This is a genomic window from Labrys methylaminiphilus subsp. lupini, assembly GCF_051161885.1.
GTDB lineage: Bacteria > Pseudomonadota > Alphaproteobacteria > Rhizobiales > Labraceae > Labrys.
This window is the reverse complement of record NZ_JBMDIH010000001.1, coordinates 2,060,126-2,078,246: the sequence shown is the minus strand read 5'-3', so window position 1 is coordinate 2,078,246 and position 18,121 is coordinate 2,060,126. Positions and strand designations below refer to the sequence as shown.

The 18,121-nt window shown below is 60.1% G+C and carries 14 protein-coding genes, 1 tRNA gene and 1 pseudogene; 4 read left to right on the top strand and 12 right to left on the bottom strand.

From position 1 onward, the window contains the following. Nucleotide 1: 1 nt before the first annotated feature. The 9 genes from ACN6KF_RS09850 to mazG form a co-directional block, all read right to left on the bottom strand. Nucleotides 2-520: a hypothetical protein gene (locus tag ACN6KF_RS09850; protein WP_434956672.1), complete on the bottom strand. Its 519-nt coding sequence runs from the start codon at nt 518-520 to the stop codon at nt 2-4. A gap of 197 nt (nt 521-717) precedes the next feature. After that, nucleotides 718-966 (bottom strand): YMGG-like glycine zipper-containing protein, encoded by a 249-nt coding sequence (locus ACN6KF_RS09845; protein WP_105862915.1) that lies wholly within the window; start codon nt 964-966, stop codon nt 718-720. Nucleotides 967-1,303: 337 nt separating this feature from the next. Continuing rightward, nucleotides 1,304-3,223, bottom strand: a complete 1,920-nt coding sequence (locus ACN6KF_RS09840; RefSeq protein WP_434956671.1) for an SGNH/GDSL hydrolase family protein — start codon at nt 3,221-3,223, stop codon at nt 1,304-1,306. A 175-nt stretch (nt 3,224-3,398) separates the two neighbouring features. Beyond that, nucleotides 3,399-3,896, bottom strand: a complete 498-nt coding sequence (locus ACN6KF_RS09835; protein WP_434956670.1) for an AAA family ATPase — start codon at nt 3,894-3,896, stop codon at nt 3,399-3,401. A gap of 156 nt (nt 3,897-4,052) precedes the next feature. After that, the gene (locus ACN6KF_RS09830) at nt 4,053-4,772 is read right to left on the bottom strand and encodes an MIP/aquaporin family protein (RefSeq protein ID WP_434956669.1); all 720 of its coding nucleotides are present in this window, start codon (nt 4,770-4,772) and stop codon (nt 4,053-4,055) included. A gap of 61 nt (nt 4,773-4,833) precedes the next feature. After that, complete coding sequence (gene glpK / locus ACN6KF_RS09825) at nt 4,834-6,330, bottom strand: glycerol kinase GlpK (RefSeq protein ID WP_434956668.1); 1,497 nt, start codon at nt 6,328-6,330, stop codon at nt 4,834-4,836. 50 nt (nt 6,331-6,380) lie between these two features. Beyond that, entirely contained in the window at nt 6,381-7,910 is a 1,530-nt protein-coding gene (glpD, locus tag ACN6KF_RS09820; RefSeq protein WP_434956667.1) for a glycerol-3-phosphate dehydrogenase, read from the bottom strand. 511 nt (nt 7,911-8,421) lie between these two features. After that, nucleotides 8,422-9,225 (bottom strand): DeoR/GlpR family DNA-binding transcription regulator, encoded by an 804-nt coding sequence (locus tag ACN6KF_RS09815; protein ID WP_434956666.1) that lies wholly within the window; start codon nt 9,223-9,225, stop codon nt 8,422-8,424. Between the two features lie 143 nt (nt 9,226-9,368). Further along, a complete protein-coding gene (gene mazG, locus ACN6KF_RS09810; protein WP_434956665.1) occupies nt 9,369-10,211 on the bottom strand; it encodes a nucleoside triphosphate pyrophosphohydrolase in 843 nt (280 codons plus the stop codon). 355 nt (nt 10,212-10,566) lie between these two features. On the opposite strand from mazG, the gene ACN6KF_RS09805 reads away from it, so the two are divergent. Next, nucleotides 10,567-10,657: transfer RNA gene (locus ACN6KF_RS09805), tRNA-Ser, on the top strand. A 408-nt stretch (nt 10,658-11,065) separates the two neighbouring features. On the opposite strand, the gene ACN6KF_RS09800 is transcribed toward ACN6KF_RS09805, so the two are convergent. Beyond that, entirely contained in the window at nt 11,066-11,830 is a 765-nt protein-coding gene (locus tag ACN6KF_RS09800) for an outer membrane protein (RefSeq protein ID WP_434956664.1), read from the bottom strand. Between the two features lie 603 nt (nt 11,831-12,433). Between ACN6KF_RS09800 and ACN6KF_RS09795 the strand changes: the two genes are divergently transcribed. Together ACN6KF_RS09795 and ACN6KF_RS09790 are read left to right on the top strand one after the other, a co-directional pair. Beyond that, nucleotides 12,434-12,802 carry a helix-turn-helix domain-containing protein gene (locus tag ACN6KF_RS09795; RefSeq protein WP_434956663.1) on the top strand — a complete coding sequence of 123 codons (369 nt, stop codon included), beginning with the start codon at nt 12,434-12,436 and terminating at the stop codon, nt 12,800-12,802. A gap of 291 nt (nt 12,803-13,093) precedes the next feature. Continuing rightward, nucleotides 13,094-14,059: pseudogene (locus tag ACN6KF_RS09790) on the top strand (transposase). Nucleotides 14,060-14,920: 861 nt separating this feature from the next. Here ACN6KF_RS09790 and ACN6KF_RS09785 read toward each other — a convergent pair. Then, nucleotides 14,921-15,049 carry a YgdI/YgdR family lipoprotein gene (locus tag ACN6KF_RS09785; protein WP_245197435.1) on the bottom strand — a complete coding sequence of 43 codons (129 nt, stop codon included), beginning with the start codon at nt 15,047-15,049 and terminating at the stop codon, nt 14,921-14,923. Nucleotides 15,050-15,581: 532 nt separating this feature from the next. Between ACN6KF_RS09785 and ACN6KF_RS09780 the strand changes: the two genes are divergently transcribed. After that, nucleotides 15,582-17,123 carry a hypothetical protein gene (locus tag ACN6KF_RS09780; RefSeq protein ID WP_434956662.1) on the top strand — a complete coding sequence of 514 codons (1,542 nt, stop codon included), beginning with the start codon at nt 15,582-15,584 and terminating at the stop codon, nt 17,121-17,123. A gap of 263 nt (nt 17,124-17,386) precedes the next feature. Here ACN6KF_RS09780 and ACN6KF_RS09775 read toward each other — a convergent pair whose 3' ends face one another. Next, the gene (locus ACN6KF_RS09775) at nt 17,387-17,827 is read right to left on the bottom strand and encodes a hypothetical protein (protein WP_434956661.1); all 441 of its coding nucleotides are present in this window, start codon (nt 17,825-17,827) and stop codon (nt 17,387-17,389) included. Nucleotides 17,828-18,121: the final 294 nt, after the last annotated feature.

Sequence of the window (18,121 nt, the reverse complement as noted above, 5' to 3'; positions counted from 1 at the left end):
TTCAACACGGGCCGGGCCGAAGTGTCTGCGGGCCGGTGATGGTGCAATGGCAGTCCGAGCCATCCCAATGCACACTGTGCGACACCCATGACGGTCGCCGGCCGCAGGCATCGACCGGGGGCGAGCAGGTCGGGCAAACGAAGGCCCCCGCATTGTTCATGGTGATTTCGCCCGCTCCGTCCGCGGGCGTGATCGCTACGCCAAAATCCCCGGTGCGATAGAGAAAAACCCTCATCCGCCCGCGGCCATGCAATCCCCGCCAGCTATAGATCGCTCTGGGCGTTTCCAGATCGGCATCGACGGAAAGAAGCTTGCCGCCGGCGCCGGCCGCCTTCTGCAGGCCTGCGAGGTCGTGAATGTCTCGCAGCACGGCGGCCCAGGCGCTCGTGATGGCCACGCTCGCATCGGGCTGCCCGGGATCGCGAGACGGCCACGGCGTCTGTTCCGACGAGAATGCCGGCAGCGCCGTGCCGATCGTCAGAATGACGGTCCCCGCCAGGCCCATGACCGGTCTCGACATCGAGGCCACTCCGCACATGCCGTAAAACGACAGCCGGACTATGGCGCTCGGTGGGCGCGAACGTCAATCGGAGGGGCGGAACTGGTACCAGTCCGCGTTGCCTCTGGCTGTCCGGCTGGCGCCACGGACTCTGCTTCCCAGAGCAAAGCGCGCAGTCAAATCGCAAAACGCTCCAGGGCGAGCTTGGAGCGCTGGCTTCAGAACCAACTGGTCCTCGCCGGCTCGGGCGTCGTGACGAGACCGACGACGGCGCCTGTGGTTGCCCCGATGGCGCCGCCGACCAACGCACCGGTGGTCGGCTGACGAGCGACCAGGCTGCCGACGATGGCCCCGCTGGTGCCACCGATCAGGGCCCCATTGAAGGCCCGCCCAGCCGGGCTGGAACTGCAGGAAGCCGTGCTGACGGCAAGACCGGTGATCAGGATCAAACCCGGAAGTCTCTTCATCCTTGAGCATCCTTACGCTACGCTACGATGAATAGCTCATTTACTGAATATTAACTGTTGGTCTCGAATCGGACAGAAGCAAGGCTCCGTCAGACAAGATTCAGCCCAATGTGTTAATGGCAACGGGTTCCGGCGTTGATTTGAGACGCTTTACTAGCTGAAATGGCGTTAATCAGGAACAAAGAGGGTGGTTTTTCTGTTTCTTGGCGGAAGGAATCGGGCAGTTTGCATTCGTGCAACATGGTTAATATTGGAGCCTTTGCCAGGTTGCAGTCCTGTCGAGATGAGGCTGCATGGCGGGGATTGGCGGGCGCCCGGCGCGCGACAAAAGTGGTCGCTAGGGTGCCGGAGCGCTGGGGTCGGGCAAGGCCAGCTTCTGGCGTAGCGCTTTCAATACCCCGTCCCCCATGGCCGCCTGGCCGAGGGCATTGGGATGGAATGAGCCGCTGAGAGTGGCGGCCAGGACCGGCTGAGCTCGACCGTTCATATGAGGATCGCCGCCACTGCCAGCCAGCGTGCGCATGGTGTTGGCGGTGAGGAAGGCATCGTTTGGCGTGACAAACCAGCGTTGGCGCGGCCGGTAGGCTTGCCAGGCCGGCGGCGAAAACGGGATCCAGCGTTGCCCCGTGGGATTGCTGACCGGAAAACGTAGCCCGTCCGGAACATTGCTGCCGTCCGCCATGCCCGGCTGACACAAAGCATGGCCCTTGAACCCCGCGGCGAAGCCGGTCACCACTTGCCAGCCTATGTCGCTACCGAGATCGCGGATCTTGGCATTCAGACCATCGACGAAGGTGACGGACTCCTGTCCAGTGGTCGGTTTGCCGATCCGGAAGATCTCGTGAAGGTCCATTCCAGCCGTTCCCGCTTCTCCGTTCGGGGCATGCGGACAGGTGCCGGTGCCCGTGTGCAGCATCTGAGGATAGCCGGTTTGAATGACCTGGGACGCATTCAGGCCCAGGAGCCGTTCAATGGCCTGGCCCAGGATGCGATACCGCTCGGCCAGCGAACTCTCCATGGCGGTGGCGTCCTGGAAGGTGATTGGATCGCCCCCCTTGATCCATAGTTTTTCGGCCGCCCGGCGGAGCGAGAGGAAGTTACTGCTCGCAACCAGGGCTTCACCGGCAATGACCCGTGAAAAGCCGATATCGTTTCCGCCGATGCTGAGCAGCAGGATGTCGGGTTTGCGCTTGAAGGCGGCGCAGCGTTTGAGATCGCTCTCCCAGGAAAAGCGCGGTGACGACGAGAAGCGGTTGAAGCCCTTCAGGGGCATGGGACAGAGGTCACGCAAGGCGCGCATCAACTGTGGTGAGGCATCGTACTGACCCACCTTACCCCGCCGATCCTTGGGAACGTCGTCGCGGGCTGTCCAATAGCCGAGAAGCCCCTCGAAGACCTCCGCCCCGGTGCAACCATAGCCCAGATAGGTCACACTGACATGCGGCGCTTCGAGCGCGATCGCCAGGGCGGCCTTGAGTTGGTGCGAATAGAGCGAGCGATGGCACTGCTGATTGATCCATAGGGCGCCGATCCCGAAGCTTTTGTCGAAATTGTGTTTGTCGCGGAGGGGATAAAGCCGCAGGCGGCCGCGCCATCCCGATTCACCCGGCAGGTGGGAAGATTCCTGGAAATTGTTGACGTCGGTACCGAGCACCGCAGCCTTGTCCGGATTGCCTTCGCCGGAGGCGAAGGAATCGCCCATGCCGAGGACGGTGATCGGCCGGATGATCTGCTCGGCCGCTTCGCCCAGCATCGCGCCATCGGCCTTGACGCTCAGGGTGAAGGAAGCATCGATGGGAATGCCGGCAAGGCGAACCTGTACGGTGCCGCAAGCCGCCGTCGCCGCCACGGCGCCATTGACCAACCATTGGCACTCACGGCCGGCAGGGGCCTCCGTGACGCTGGCGAGGATGTCGGCCTTGCGGGCGCCGACATAATCCTCGCCATTGGTCAGCTTGCAGGCCCAGTGCCCGCGATTGGTTTCGCTGAAACAAGTGCTGCGGACAAGGGCGGAGGCCCAGCCGAAACGCCAGATCGTTGCGGGATCGCCAAAGGCTTTGCCGAGTTGCCTGGCATCGGCGCGTTTTTCGAGCTCGACCTCCAGCGCCATCACGGGTTGGTTCTGCCGATCGGCCAGGGGGAGGCTTGCATAGATGCCGGCGAGAGCGCGGAAATGGCCTTCGTTGCGGAACAGCGGGAAGCGGTTGGCCACTTCCCAGGTGATGACGGGCGCGGCCTCGGCTGGGGCTGTGCTCAAGGCAACCCCCAGGGCGGCAGCGCAAAGGCCGGCTCCGTGCCCGATATGCCGCAGGCGCGATCGCCCAAGCCCGACAGAACGCTCATATGGCATGGCAGACCCCTCGCATGCGATCGGTTCGCCAGATTAGGGGGAGGGGCGTGATGGCGCCGTTATCGCAGGAGGCGCGCCGGGGTCAGTCGGCCCGCATGAACCGAAATATCGCGTCGACGGTCGCTTGGACCGGCTGGCGGGTGTCGATCTCGAAATCGGCGGACTGGCGTAGCAGCGGTTCGACCGCCGCGACCAGTTCGGCGACCTTGCGACGTTCTGCTTCGGTATGGCCGTAACCGCCACCGGTGCGGGCCGCGAGCCGCGCCAGGATGGTTGCGAGGGGAACCGAAAGCAGGATGGTGGCGTCGATCTTGGGAAGGAGCGCAACCATGTTCTCGGCGCAGCCGCTGACGAACAGGGGCCCGGGCGTCGACCGTGATAGCAGGGCCGCGACCTTGTCGAGTTGCCAGACCCAGTCCTCTCCCTGGCCGGGTATCAGATCGTCTCCCGGGGCGGCAGGGACCCAATGAGACCATTCCGGCGTGTCGAGGTCATGGGCCTCGTTGCCTCGGGCCAGCAATTCGCGGATCACCGAAGTCTTGCCGGTTCCGGACATGCCCGTGATCAGGATGCGTTTCATCGCCGCCTTGCTCCGAAAGGGACCTGAAAGGCCACCCCCATGACTGCTCGCGAAGCTGTCACGCCCGTAACGCCGCTGCAACGGCGGCAATAAAAATGGCCGGATGAACCGGCCATTTTCAGGAGTAAGACGCTTGGCCTCTTGCAGGCGCGCCCGTTACATCATGCCGGTCGCCTTGGCGAGCATGAGGGCGACGATGCCGCCGATCACCGGGCCGACGACAGGCACCCAGGAATAGCCCCAGTCCGAGCCGCCCTTGCCGGGGATCGGCAACACGGCGTGGGCGATGCGCGGACCGAGGTCGCGGGCCGGATTGATGGCATAGCCGGTGGGACCGCCAAGCGAGACGCCGATGCCCCAAACCACCATGCCGACGATGAAGGGGGCGAGATAACCCGGCGTTGCCACGGCCTTGGAGCCGATGGCCGCGACCACGAAGAGCAGGGCGAAGCCGCCGATGATTTCCGTCACCAGATTGGCGCCATAGTTACGAATGGCGGGACCGGTGCAGAAAACGGCGAGCTTGAGACCCTGGTCTTCGGTTTCGCCCCAATGCAGCAGATGGGCGAGCCAGACCAGGATCGCACCGATGAAGGCGCCGATGAACTGGGCCGCGATGAACGGGACGACATTGCTCCAATCGCCGGTCGCAGTGGCGAAAGCGAGGGTCACCGCCGGATTGAGGTGGCCCGGGGCACCGGCCGCAACGGCGACGAGCACGCCGCAGAGCACGGCGAAGGCCCAGCCGGCGGTGATGACGATCCAGCCGGAATTCTGGCCCTTGTTCTTGGCCAGCAGCACATTGGCGACCACGCCGTCACCGAACAGGACGAGCGTGGCGGTGCCCATGAGCTCGCCGATAAACCCAACTGCCATGGTATGTTTCCTCTTGTTTTTGGGCGCGCACCCCCCGGTGCGGCCCTTTTGCCGGTGTTGATCAGTCGACCCAGTCGAGCGAGCGGCTGACGGCCTTGTTCCAGGCGCTGAAGAGCTTGCTGCGCTGCTCTTCCTTCATCATCGGATGCCAGCGCTTGTCGACGCCCCAGTTTTCCGAGATGTCCTTGGTGGAGTTCCAATAGCCCGTCGCCAGGCCGGCCGCGTAGGCCGAACCCAATGCAGTCGTCTCGATGACCTTGGGACGCACCACCGGAACATTGAGGATGTCGGACTGGAACTGCATCAGGAGTTCATTGACGACCATGCCGCCATCGGTCCGCAGTTCCTTGATCTGAACGCCCGAATCCTTGGTCATGGCGTCGAGCACTTCGCGGGTCTGATAGGCGGTCGCCTCCAGGGCGGCGCGCGCGATATGGCCCTTATTGGCAAAACGTGTGAGGCCGGCGATCACGCCGCGGGCGCTCTCCTTCCAGTGCGGCGCGTAGAGGCCGGAGAAGGCCGGCACGAAATAGACGTCGCCATTGTCCTTCACGGTATTGGCGAGAGACTCGATCTCTGGTGCGGTTTTCACCAGGTTGAGGTTGTCGCGCAGCCACTGCACCAGAGCGCCGGCGATGGCGATCGAGCCTTCCAGGGCATAGACGGGCTTGTTGTCGCCGAGCTTGTAGCCAAGCGTGGTCAGCAGGCCGGCCGTCGAGTGGAAGGGCTTGTCGCCGGTGTTCATCAGCATGAAGCAGCCGGTGCCATAGGTGTTCTTCGCCTCGCCCGGCTGCAGGCAGGCCTGGCCGAACAGGGCGGCTTGCTGGTCACCGAGGATGCCTGCCACCGGGATGTCGGCCAGCACGCCGGTGCATTTGCCGTAGACTTCGCTGGAGGAGCGGATCTGCGGCAGGCAGGCCCGCGGGATGTCGAACAGGTTGAGAATATCGGCATCCCAGTCCAGCGTCTCCAGGTTCATCATCTGGGTACGCGAGGCATTGGTGACGTCGGTCAGGTGCAAGCCACCCTTGGTGCCGCCGGTGAGGTTCCACACCAGCCAGGTGTCGAGGTTGCCGAAGAGGAGGTCGCCCGCTTCTGCCGCCTTCTGGGCGCCGGGCACGTTGTCCAGCAGCCAGCGCAGCTTCAGGCCTGAGAAATAGGTTGCCAGCGGCAGGCCGGTCTTGGCGCGCAGGCGATCCTGGCCGCCATCCTTGGCGAATTTGCCCACGAGCTTATCGGTGCGGGTGTCCATCCAGACCAGGGCGTTGTGCACCGCCGCGCCGGTCTTGCGATTCCACAGGACCGCCGTCTCGCGCTGGTTGGTGATACCTACCGATGTGAGGTTGGCCGTGGTCAGTCCCTTCTTTTTCAGGGCTCCGGCAATCACGCTCTGGGTGTTGCGCCAGATCTCTGCCGGATCATGCTCGACCCAGCCGGGCTTGGGATAGATCTGCTCATGTTCCTTCTGGTCGACGGAGATGATCTCGCCGCGACGGTCGAAGATGATGAAGCGAGTACTGGTCGTGCCTTGATCGATGGACCCGACATATTTGGTCATGCTTTCCTCCTCGATATGTTCTTGCAGTCCGGTTTGGTCTCAGAACGAGTTCAGTGGGGAACGGGCGCCTTCTGCCTGGCGGCGAGATAGGCGGAGATGTCACCGGCCACCTCGGGCGGCAGATGCAGGCCGAGCTTGGAACGGCGCCAGAGAATGTCCTCGGCAGTCACGGCCCATTCCTGGTCGGCGAGATAGTCGATCTCGGCGGCCGTAAGGCCCTTGCCGAAATCGCGGCCGAGATCGGCCATGCTGTTGGCGCCTTCCAGGAATTTGAGGACGCGCGTGCCGTATGCCTTGGCAAGACGCCGGGCGAGGGCAGGGGACAGGAAGGGCTTGCGCGCCATCAGCGAGCGGATGAAGGCGTCGAGATCCGCGTTGGGCATGTCGCCGCCTGGCAGGGGCGCGTCCGCGGTCCAGGGCTTGCCCCTGGCGCCAAGCGTTTTCTCGATATGTTCGAGGATCGATTCCGACAGGCGGCGATAGGTGGTGATCTTGCCGCCGAAGATATTGATCAGCGGCGCGCCGTCGATCAACTCCTCCTTGATCACATAGTCGCGGGTGGCTGCCTGGGCGGCCGTGGCGTGATCGTCATAGAGGGGGCGCACGCCCGAATAGGTCCAGACGATATCGGCAGGCGTGATTTCCTTGGCGAAATACTCGCTCGCCGCCTTGCACAGATAGTCCGTCTCGCTGGGCGTGATCGCGACCTTGGCCGGGTCGTCCTTGTAATCCTGGTCGGTGGTGCCGATCAGGGTGAACTCGTCCTCATAGGGAATGGCGAAGATGATACGGCCATCGGGGTTCTGGAAGATGTAGCAGCGGTCGTGGTCGAAGAGCTTGGGTACGATGATATGGCTGCCCTGGACCAGGCGCACCTGGTTCGGCTCCTTGTGCGCGACCACGTCCGCCAGCACCTTGTCGACCCAGGGACCAGCCGCATTGACGACAAGGCGGGCGGTGACCTCGTTCTCCGCACCATTGGTCTGATCCAGCAGCCGGAGGCGCCATAGGCCGCTGTCGCGACGCGCAGCGACGACCTTGCAGCGAGTGCGGACGACGGCGCCGCGGTCGGCGGCATCGCGGGCATTGAGGGCCACGAAACGGGCGTCATTCACCCAGCAGTCGGAATATTCGAAGGCCTTGGAGAAGATCGGCTTCAACGACTTGCCGGCCTCGTCGCGCCGAAGGTCCAGCGTCCGGGTGGGTGGCAGCTTCTTACGGCCGCCGATATAGTCGTAGAGGAAAAGGCCGATCCGCAGCATCCAGGCCGGGCGCAGGCCTTTGAAATAGGGCAGCACGAAACGCAGCGGGTGGACGAGGTGCGGTGCGTTGTACCAGACGATCTCGCGTTCGGTGAGAGCCTCCCGCACCAGGCGGAACTCGTAATATTCGAGATAGCGTAAGCCGCCATGAATCAGCTTGGTAGCCTTGGAGGAAGTGCCGCTGGCCAGATCGTTCATCTCTGCCAGATAGACTGAATAACCCCGCCCGACGGCGTCGCGGGCAATGCCGCAGCCATTGACGCCACCACCGATGACGAAGACGTCGAAGATGTCGTTGGAGGATGCCTGCTCGCTCATCGGGCGACACCGCGGATCGTGACGGCAGTCAGGATGTCGATCGGGCGTGGCGAGATGGCCTGAACCATTGCGTTCCGTCTCCCTGCATTTCGCCCCTCATCGGCGAGGGCGTCATATTCGGAAGGCATGTTGGCGCGGTTTGGTATTTTCGCAATAGAAAATTTTACCTTTCGTTTCCCGGAAAACGAAAATGACAAACTGTTCCAAAAGTGAAACCTCTTTGAGGCGTCAATAATAAGATACCGACAGCATATGAGAGATTTCTTGGTTTAGGCTGCGGATTTGGCCCGCACACGTCGCATCGTGGATAGTTTAGGTAAAATAATAGGGACTCGAATGTTCCTTCGGATTTTAAATCACAATCAATGGGTGTTGAAATTTGAATCGTCGCGTGACTGCTATTTTCGCAATGTTCCAATTCGAAAGGAGCCGCGGGCTGTTTTTTTCATGACAAACTGTGTCACAAATCAAGCCGGCCCTCTTCGAGGACGGCCCAACGCAGCGATGCCGGTCAGGCGCTGGCGATATGAAGCTCCGTGCCGCTGGCCGCCAGCAATTCGGTGAGCGCCCGAGGCGGCGCCTTGTCGACGAAGACGGCGCTGACTTCGGTGATCGACGCCATGCGCAGGAGTGGTCTGCGCTGGAACTTGGTGTGGTCGGTGACGAGATAGGTCTTGCGCGCATTGTGCAGGATGGTCTGGGCGGCGCGGATCTCGTCATAGTCGAAATCGAGCAGCGTGCCGTCGGTATCGATGCCACTGATGCCGATGATGCCGATATCGACGCGAAATTGACTGATCATGTCCACGCAGGCCGGGCCGAGCACGCCGCCGTCGCGGTTGCGCACCGAGCCGCCAGTGATGGTGATCTCGAAATCGGTGTGCCGCGAGAGAATCGTCGCCACGTTGAGATTGTTGGTGATCACCCGCAGATCCTGGTGATGGATCAGCGCGGCGGCCACCGCCTCGGTGGTGGTGCCGATATTCATGAAGATGGAGACATGATCGGGTACGTGGCGCGCCACCAGCTTGGCGATCTGCTCCTTCTCTGCCTGGTTCATGATCTGGCGGGCACTGTAGTCGATATTGGCGACGCTGGAGGGGAGGCCGCCGCCGCCGCGATAGCGCGCCAGCCGCCCCTCGTCACTCAAATCGTTGAGATCGCGCCGGATCGTCTGAACGGTGACATTGAACCGGCCCGCCAGCATTTCGACGCCGACGAAGCCGTGCTGACGCACCAGATTGACGATGGCTTCGCGTCGTTCCTCAACGCTGAGAGCTGCGGATACATCGGCGGGCGGCGGGCTGGACGACATGGCGGATCACGCGAAGACGAGGAATGCAGGTGAGCCTGGTTTGTCGCATGGAATGCCGTTTGCGGCCAGTGAGGCCATGCGGGCGCCGGCTATGCAGGCCTGCCTCGGTGGGGCGGCACGCTTCTCGGCAGAAGGAGCGGGGCTTATAGGCCCGCTCGTTTGGCCTCGTTCCACAATCCGTCCATTTCTTCCAGGCTCGACTGGGCCGGAGCCGTGCCCTTCTCGCTCAGGCGAGCCTCGATGAAATGAAAGCGCTTCTCGAATTTAGCATTGGCGCCGCGCAGCGCACCTTCTGCGTCGACATGGGCATGGCGGGCAATATTGGCGACAGCAAAAAGCAGATCGCCGATTTCAGCCGCCAACGCGTCTTTGCCGGCTCCCTCGTCGAGGGCGGCCTCGATCTCGTCAGCCTCTTCGCGCACTTTGGCGAGCACCATGCGAATGTCGTTCCAGTCGAATCCGACCTTGCCCGCCTTCTCCTGCAGCTTGACCGCCCGCGTCAGGGCCGGCATGGCGGCGGGAACGCCTTCGAGGGCACTCGTCGGGCCAACCGGCGGATGGCGGTGCGCGCGTTCGGCCTTTTCCTGCGCCTTGATCTCCGCCCATAGTTTCTTCACCTCCGCCGGCGGCAGGTTCCGGGCCTCGCCGAAAACATGCGGATGGCGACGGATCAGCTTGGTGGTGATCGCCTCGACGACATTGCCGAAATCGAAAAGACCTTCCTCGCGTGCCATCTGGGCGTGAAACACCACCTGCAGTAGGAGATCGCCAAGCTCGTCAGTGAGATCAGCCATGTCGCCGCGCTGGATCGCATCAGCGACCTCATAGGCTTCTTCGATCGTATAGGGGGCGATGCTGTCAAAATCCTGTTCAAGATCCCAGGGGCAGCCGGTGCCGGGAGTGCGCAAGGCGGCCATGATATCGAGCAGGCGCTCGATGTCCCGACTGGGAGCAACGGCAGTGCTCGATTTGGCGGTGCTATTCATCCAGGTCCTCCCACGGCTTCCGAAAGCGCCTTGCGATTGGACGGAATCACCTGGAACCGCAAAGGCGCATCGAAACAAAGAGCGTTTTGCTAGAGCGCACTGTCCTCTAAAGCAAACGGGGTTCGAACGGAATGCTCGTCGTGCCGGTGCCTCGTTTCGCCGCGCTTGTGTCTTCCTCGACATCTCTGCCGGGCTTGAGCGGGCTTTTGCGTGTCAGATCGGTGATTTTCACGCTCCGATCGGCTGCGACTGAGACCGAAGAGATCACGCAGATGACAGTACCCGTCACAAAGCTTGGGGCTCGTTGCGATTTTACCTTGATTGCCGGAACGGGATTGTCTATCCGGAGGGCATTGGAGACGTGGCCGAGAGGCTGAAGGCACTCGTTTGCTAAATGAGCATACCCCACAAGGGTATCCAGGGTTCGAATCCCTGCGTCTCCGCCACCCCCCCTTCCCATGACATCCATATTGCCACGCAAGGGATGCAATCGAAGAGGCCATAGCGTCGCGCATCGCTGACGGCGAAGATATCCCGCCAGCCGATCGTGTGGAGCCCCGGAGCGTCATGGTTCGACCCTACCTGGGGACACAGCTGAAAATGCAGCTTTACACGGCTCTTCGTGCGGCCGGCATCACCCGCGCGGAGCTGGCGCGCCGGCTTGGCTGGCAACGGGGGTCCGTGGACCGCCTATTCCTGCTTGATCATGCGTCAAAGCTTGATCAGATCGATGCGGCGTTTGCTGCGCTGGGGCTGAACATAGAAATTCAGGTGTGGAGCGGCCCAGCCGCCCGATCGGGTCGAGCGGCGGCCCTGACGGTGACTGCGCCGACAGGAGCACTTAGCTAAGGCGATCAGAATTTGTAGTTGACGCCGAGGCGTACGACATTCGTTGTGACGTCGTGCTTATGCGAATAGCAAAGATCGGTAGAGAAGTTGTTGCACGAAGATGATTTTGTGCTTCCAAAGTCGGCATAGAGGTATTCAAGCTTCACTGACCAGTGATCGTTAATTGCTTGCTCAACGCCGGCCCCAATGGTCCAACCGGATTTGAATTCCGATTTTGACACACCCTGGAAACTACCCGGATAAACTGACGAGTCACGAAAATCCAACTGTGTTCCCGCCCAACCACCGGTGGCATAGATGAGTGTCTGATCAAATGCATAACCAAGGCGAACGCGGGCGGTATATAATCCCGTCGCTTTTCCAGTCTGGGTAACCGAATTGCTAGGGAAATCGGGGAGAAGGCTGCGGGTTTTGGAGAATGATTTCTGGTAGAAGTCGGCATCAGCTTCTGCACCGACTACGAAATGCCCTTGCTGCCAATTGTAGCCGATCTGAGCGCCGCCAAGGAAACCGTCAAGGTCGTAAGAGTGGTTGGTGAGCGACTGCCGTAGCGCAATAGCGTCAGGGTCATCGCCTCCGCTGGTGTGCCGCCACCCTTCTTCAGACTTGGTCATGGCATACCCGGCGTTCACGCCAGCATAAAAGCCTGTCCAACTGAAGGGCGCCGCTACCGGTGAAGTTGGCTCAATGGCTGCTGGCGCGAGATCCGCAGCCATAGCCGGAACCGAGAGGCACACCAGAGCAGAAGCGGCGAAGAGAAGCTTGCGCATGGCTACAATCCAAGAGAGTACTCCCCATCAATAACTTTAAGAGGAGATAAAATCTGTTGCCAATTGGCAACATTTCGAAAAAATTATGTGTATTAATATTTGAAAATTACCATATCGTAGAGAAAAATAAAATAATTATATAAATAAATCATTTAAAATCAAAAATATTCCAAAAAATTAATATACTTATAGTATGATTCGTCGTATTTGTGGGTATATGTGAAATAATAAAGGCGAAAAACCCTGATGTGCCAGTGTGTTTTTGCCCTCTTATTAAGAAACGGCGAGCGGGGTTGATCACAAGACGGCGTCCTCCCTTCGCGCATCTGGGGAAATTCCCCGGATGCCAACTCAGCACTAGGTAGAGCGCAACGGCACGACATACCTTCAAGATACGTCCAAACATCGGCCGGGCGCGGGCTGGCCGCTCGGAGTCCCCGGTTACATCGGCCGGGACGGTTGCTCCCTTTAGGTGACGCTCGCGATGCGCACAAAGTGTCATCGCCTCAATGTATCCACGTGATGTCGTGTCGCGTTTGTACATTTTCGGGAACATTCATCTTATCGAACAGTTATCGGATCCTCTTTGATGAGGATTTCTGAATGAAAAAATCAAAAGGCAAGGGAACTGATGCCGGCCCACCGAGGGGCGCCCTTACGGTAACATCAGACCTTTACTATAGAATGAGAGCAGATACGCAACGGTCGTTGAAGCGGCAACAGTTATCGGACAACAAGCTCCCGTCAGCCAGAGCCCGCTCACAAGGCGCGGCCGAAAGATCTCTTTTGTCCATGAGAGAGGATATGGGGCTCTCGCGTGAGAAGCTGGCCAGTTTGGCGGGTGTCTCTGTCGCCGATATTTCCCGAATTGAAGACGGTGACACAAGTCTGCCGCTTTCAATATACCTTAAGTTAGCCGAAATACTTAATGTAAGCGTCGATCAATTCAAATACGTTCGACGTAAATACTAAAATAAACTCCTATATGTATGTTTATATTGGCGAAAAATATAAAAACTATTTAGAAAATACACCGATACAATTTAATTATAGAGAAAATATTGGGAGCCAAATTCAAAGATCTGTTCTGGGCGATAGTCTCTATCGCATGGATTTTGGGGCTCTTCTGCATCTGTTTTGCTATTTGGTCTCTGGTTTCATTTTCTTCAACTGCGCCAGCTTCACTTATACGCAGCCTGCGTGACCGCTGACTCACGTTGGGGATTCCCAAGCAGTCGAAAGTCTGAATCTATGGGCCCTTGAATGGAGGGGGTGACCATGGGCTTGGTGATCGGCTTGCGAGCGGATTATGACGGAGCGGCGTTGCGGCGATTGGCACGGACGTCGAGAAGTGCGAACCAAGCGCGGCGCCTGCTGGCCTTGGCCGAGATTTACGACGGCGGGAGCCGGAGCGCAGCAGCACGGATCGGCGGCGTGGGCTTGCAGATCGTGCGTGACTGGGTGGTTCTGTCCAATGACCGTGGCCCGGGCGGCCTCCTGGATGGCAAGGCCTCCGGCCCTCGATCCCGGCTCAACGATGCCCAGCACCAGGCGCTGGTCGAGATTGTGGAAAGTGGCCCGATCCCAGCGATCCATGGCGAGGCTTTGCCGCCGAGTTGGCAAAGGTCAGGGCAACCCTCCCGAAGGGCACGCCCATAGAGATATGGTTTCGCTGCGCGTCCTCCAGATCAGGACGAAGCGCGTGTCGGTCAGAAGAACAAAATCACTTGGCGCTGGGCGCGGCGCGGAACCCGACCGTCGGCGCCGAAGGATCAGAGGACCAAATCGGCCTACATCTTCGGCGCGATCTGCCCTGAACTGGGCAAGGGCACCGGCCTGGTCCTGCCCTTCTGCAATACCCAAACCATGTCGCTGCATCTGGCCGAAGTATCGTTGGCTCTCGCACCCGGCGCTCACGCGGTCGTGCTGGTGGATCAGGCTGGTTGGCACACAACCAACAAGCTTGGGATGCCCGGCAACATCAGCATCATCTCGCTGCCTGCCAAATGTCCCGAGCTGAACCCGGCTTTCGCGAAGCGAAGGCGCTTCGCTGTCGCCCAAGGGGTCGAGAACATCTGGCAGTTCATGCGCGAAAACTGGCTCTCCAACCGCGTCTTCACATTCTACGACAATATCGTCGACCATTGCTGCCAGGCCTGGAACAAGCTCATCGACCAGCCTGGGCACATCATGACCATCGGACGTCGCAAATGGGCCTATGGGTTCTGATCAGCGCAGGTTGGTATAAGCTGCCGATCCGGGTTCGATTCCGGGCGTGGCTGCCATCGTCGCCGATTCGCGGGCAGGGGGGAATCCACACAAATTTGGAGTCCATATCGTCCCTAAAACCCGAGTTTTCAGTGGGGAAGAAAGTAGGGAAGCGGTTTAATGATAAAAAATATATCGATACAAACAAATCAATAGAAGAATTTTTAGGCGGACTGCGTCTCCGCCACCCCCCCTTCATTCAGATATCTGCTCGACATGCCCTGACTTTGTCTTGGGCCGATCGGTATCGTGGGGGCGTGATGCCCCCTGTTCACCCGATCGTCGTCGCCTGATCGTGAGAGGCGTATTTGCTTTATGGTATTATGATGCGCCCGCCCTGGCGTAAATCGATATAATTCGACCATCACTTCCTAAAGGGAGTTTGGGCTATGGACAGGTTAGATTTTCCATGTAGCATCGTTATGCTAACAATGCCGTTCAAGAGTTTACGGGTGTTATTTCTGCCAGGCGACGATAGCAAGGCTAGTGTCCAGGCGCAGACTTATCTCGCGAAAGCTTAACGGAAAACAGAACTTTTTTGGGGAAGGAGAGTGCGCTCTCTTTCCCCGTATTTCTTTTAAATAGGCAATTCATCCCAGTGCATCCGCGAGGCGGGAGACGGATGCCGTAATGCGGGCCAGTCGGCAGCAGGGTAGCGAATCGGCGCCCGTGGACGTCTGGACAAAAGAAAACCCCGCCGGATGGCAGGGTGTTCGTGCAGGCTAAAACCTGATGGAGGCTGCTCATGCCCTGCTACAACGCGCAAATGCCACCTCGGGTGCTCGGGTGTTGGGCTAAACGCTCACGAGCAGTGTGCCGAGCTCAGCGCGGGAACGGCGTATCCGGCCCGACGACGTAAGCCGGACGGCGGTCGGCCTGGCCGTAGTCACTGGCGCAGGCTGCCAAGCCAGCCAGGACGAAAACGGCGGTGAGGATCTTGAGAATTGTCATTGTCGCTTCCATTTTTTCGGACAGCAGCGATGTAGGTCTAACACCGAACCATTACCGAGGGCACTTTTGTTTTCATCGCATAATGCTGCGAAACCGTAAACGTTTCATGCTGGCAATCCCGATTCTTGCCGTTTTTTTGACCTCTTGTCATGTATCGATTGAAGGCTGGTGCTAGGGTGCTACCCTGAGTAGTGGTAGCCGCTCGACTGCCATCGCGACGCTCTTGCCGCAATTCTCTATCCAGGAAGGTTTGTGACGCACGGAACTGTCCGCTGCCCCATCCATGATCCATAACAGCCATCAGGATGGCTCGCCTGCAGCGTGATAAACGCTCCCGTCACGGAGACTATTGAATGTGTCATGTGCGTTTCGGCACCTCGTTTCCGATCCTGACGGGGCCTAGTGCCGCTGTACCGGTTCACAGCCGGTCCTGAACGTCCACCGCTCTTTCATCGACCCAAGCGTGCGCACCTCATGATTTTGGGTTAAGAGTGCGCCGCGAAACGGCTTCCCACCCACTGAAGGAAACTCCATGCAACTTCTTCGCATGAAACGCCGCAGTCCCGCCGCCAGGCTGGCCTTTCGGAGCACGCTACTGGCCGCGACGCTGCTGAGCGCTCCCGCCTTTGCGCAGGGCGTATCGGCGGATGGCGCCAAGCAACTGCAAGACAGCCTGGCCAAGACGTTCGGCAGCGGCCTTTTCGAGAAGGGCATCCTGTCCATCACCCCGCAGGGCAGCGCCTATGCCGTGAAGCTTGATCTGGCCTCCACCCTGGCCCAGCTCAAGGGAGCCGGCGTCACTGCGAGCTTCGATCCGATCACCTATCTGGCCACACCCAATTCGGACGGCACCTATGCGGTGACCAGCGATTCGCCGATCAACTACAATTTCAGCGGCACCCAGGGCGACAAGCCTTTCGCCATGAAGGTTGCGGCGCCTTGCAAGTCGGCAGGCGTGTTCGATCCGAAGATCTCGACCTTCTCGACCTATGAAGTGACCTGCGCCTCGATGGCGATGGACATGGAGGATCCCGAGAGCACCGTGACCGCGAGCATGGGCGCGATCACCTCCAAGCTGACCGGAACCGCCGGCAGTGGTGGGGGCGTCAACATCAGCACCACCGGCTCGGCCACCGATTTCGTCGAGAACATCGTCGGCAAGACCAAGCCCCTTACCATCAAGGTTTCGGCCAAGTCGCTGGCCTCTGATGGAAAGGTCGACAATCTCCAGCTTACGACAGTGCTGGAATTCATTGGCATGGCCGCCAATTCCAAGGATCCCAAGGAATTGATCGGCAAGCAGGCCGAGATCAAGCAGAAGCTGACTGCAGCCCTGCCACTGTGGAACAACCTGTCCGGCACGACCAAGCTGAATGAGGTCACCGTCGAGACGCCGTTGGGTCCGGTCAAGCTCGGAAGCCTGAGCTACGGCGTCGGCATGACCGGCGCGGTCAAGGATGCCTCCTATGGCATTGACATCAAATATGATGGCTTGGCGTTGCCGCAGTCCCCGGCCATTCCGGGTTGGGTGGCTCCGCTGGTTCCGGGCGAGGGCAATATCGACGTGAAGTTCGAGGGCGTCGACCTCGAGGCCATCGCCAAGCTGGCGATCGAGAATTTCGATGCGAGCAAGGATCCGCCGATCCCCAACGAACTGACGCCGCAATTCCTGGCTCTCTTCATGGCCGGACAGCCGCATGTGACCCTGGCGCCCAGCACCTTCACCGCCCCGGCCGGAGCGGTGAGCGCGGAAGGCAAGATGAGCGTCATGCCGAGCCAGAAGGGCAAGGTGACGATTTCGGCCACCAATCTCGACCAGATCATTGCGGCCGTGAACAACGCCCAGGTTCCCAACAAGGAATCGGCCCTGATGGGCATCGCCCTGATCAAGGGGCTGGCCAAGACCGGTGCTGACGGCAAGGCCGTCTGGGACGTCGACTTCGACGCGGCAACCAAGGCCGTGAGCGTCAATGGCCAGGTGCTCAGCGCCGGCAACGGCGGTGGAGCCGCACCTGGTGCCGGCGGCGGTGACGAAGGCGGCGACGATGAAGGCGAGGGCGACAACGCTCAATAAGGAGCGATTGTCGATCCCAAGGTCGATGCAGTGAATGGGGGCAGGCGCGAGCCTGCCCCTTTTGTTTGGAACCAACGGCTTTTCGCCAACGAGACGGAATCGCCTGGACTTGTAGAGACGTGCCGGAACGCAGCGTTGGGACAAGCGTTCACACGTGAACACGCTTTGCTCGCGGCCAACGCCAAAGGGAGAGATCGAGAGCCAAAGAAAAACCCCCGCGGATCGCTCCACGGGGGTGATGATTTCGGCCTCGAAGGAAAGGCTTAGTCGGCCTTGGCTTCACCAGCCGCTTCGGCCGAAGCCGGCTGCTGGGTCGGTTCGGCGGCGCGCGCATTGTGCATCGGGCGGATCGTCTGGAAGGAGGCGCGCTCCTGAACCGCCGGACGGCCGGTCAGGCTGACGACGTCACGGCGGATCGAGGCGATCAGCTCGCGGATGGAGCCGCTGTCGCCGTCGGGACGATATTCCTCGCCGAGCACGTCCAGCTTGGCGCAGAGCTCGACGGCGTTCTTGGCGGGGGCGCGGGAGATCGAATTGGCGATGGAGCGCAGCTCGGAGACCAGTTCGTCGCGCAGCCCCTTCTGGTCATCCGCATCGATGATCGGGGAAGCGAGCATGCCGCGCAAAGCGGCGCGCCGCAAACCCAGAGCCGCTACCGTGTTGGCTCCGTCGGTCGCTTCGCGCTGTTGTCCTGGTCCTGCCATTTTGCTGCCCTCGTATGGAACTAAGAATGAGTGTGCGGCTCCCCTGCACGCCCAATGTGGCGAAAGAGCGATGACGGAAAGCGCGGTTCTGATTTTCGACCTGCTTGTTGGGCAAGTTATCGGGCAAAGGCAAGGTTTTCTTGGCCAGATGCCGCAGATTCCCACATGATTCGAGGCGGAACGACAGACTGCGGTATGGTGTGGTCTTTGGGGTGGTTTGGTAAGCGGATCGTTAAGGCGGGCGCTTGCATTGCACGAACAAATGTGGAACAAAACTAATTGTGCACGAAGCCA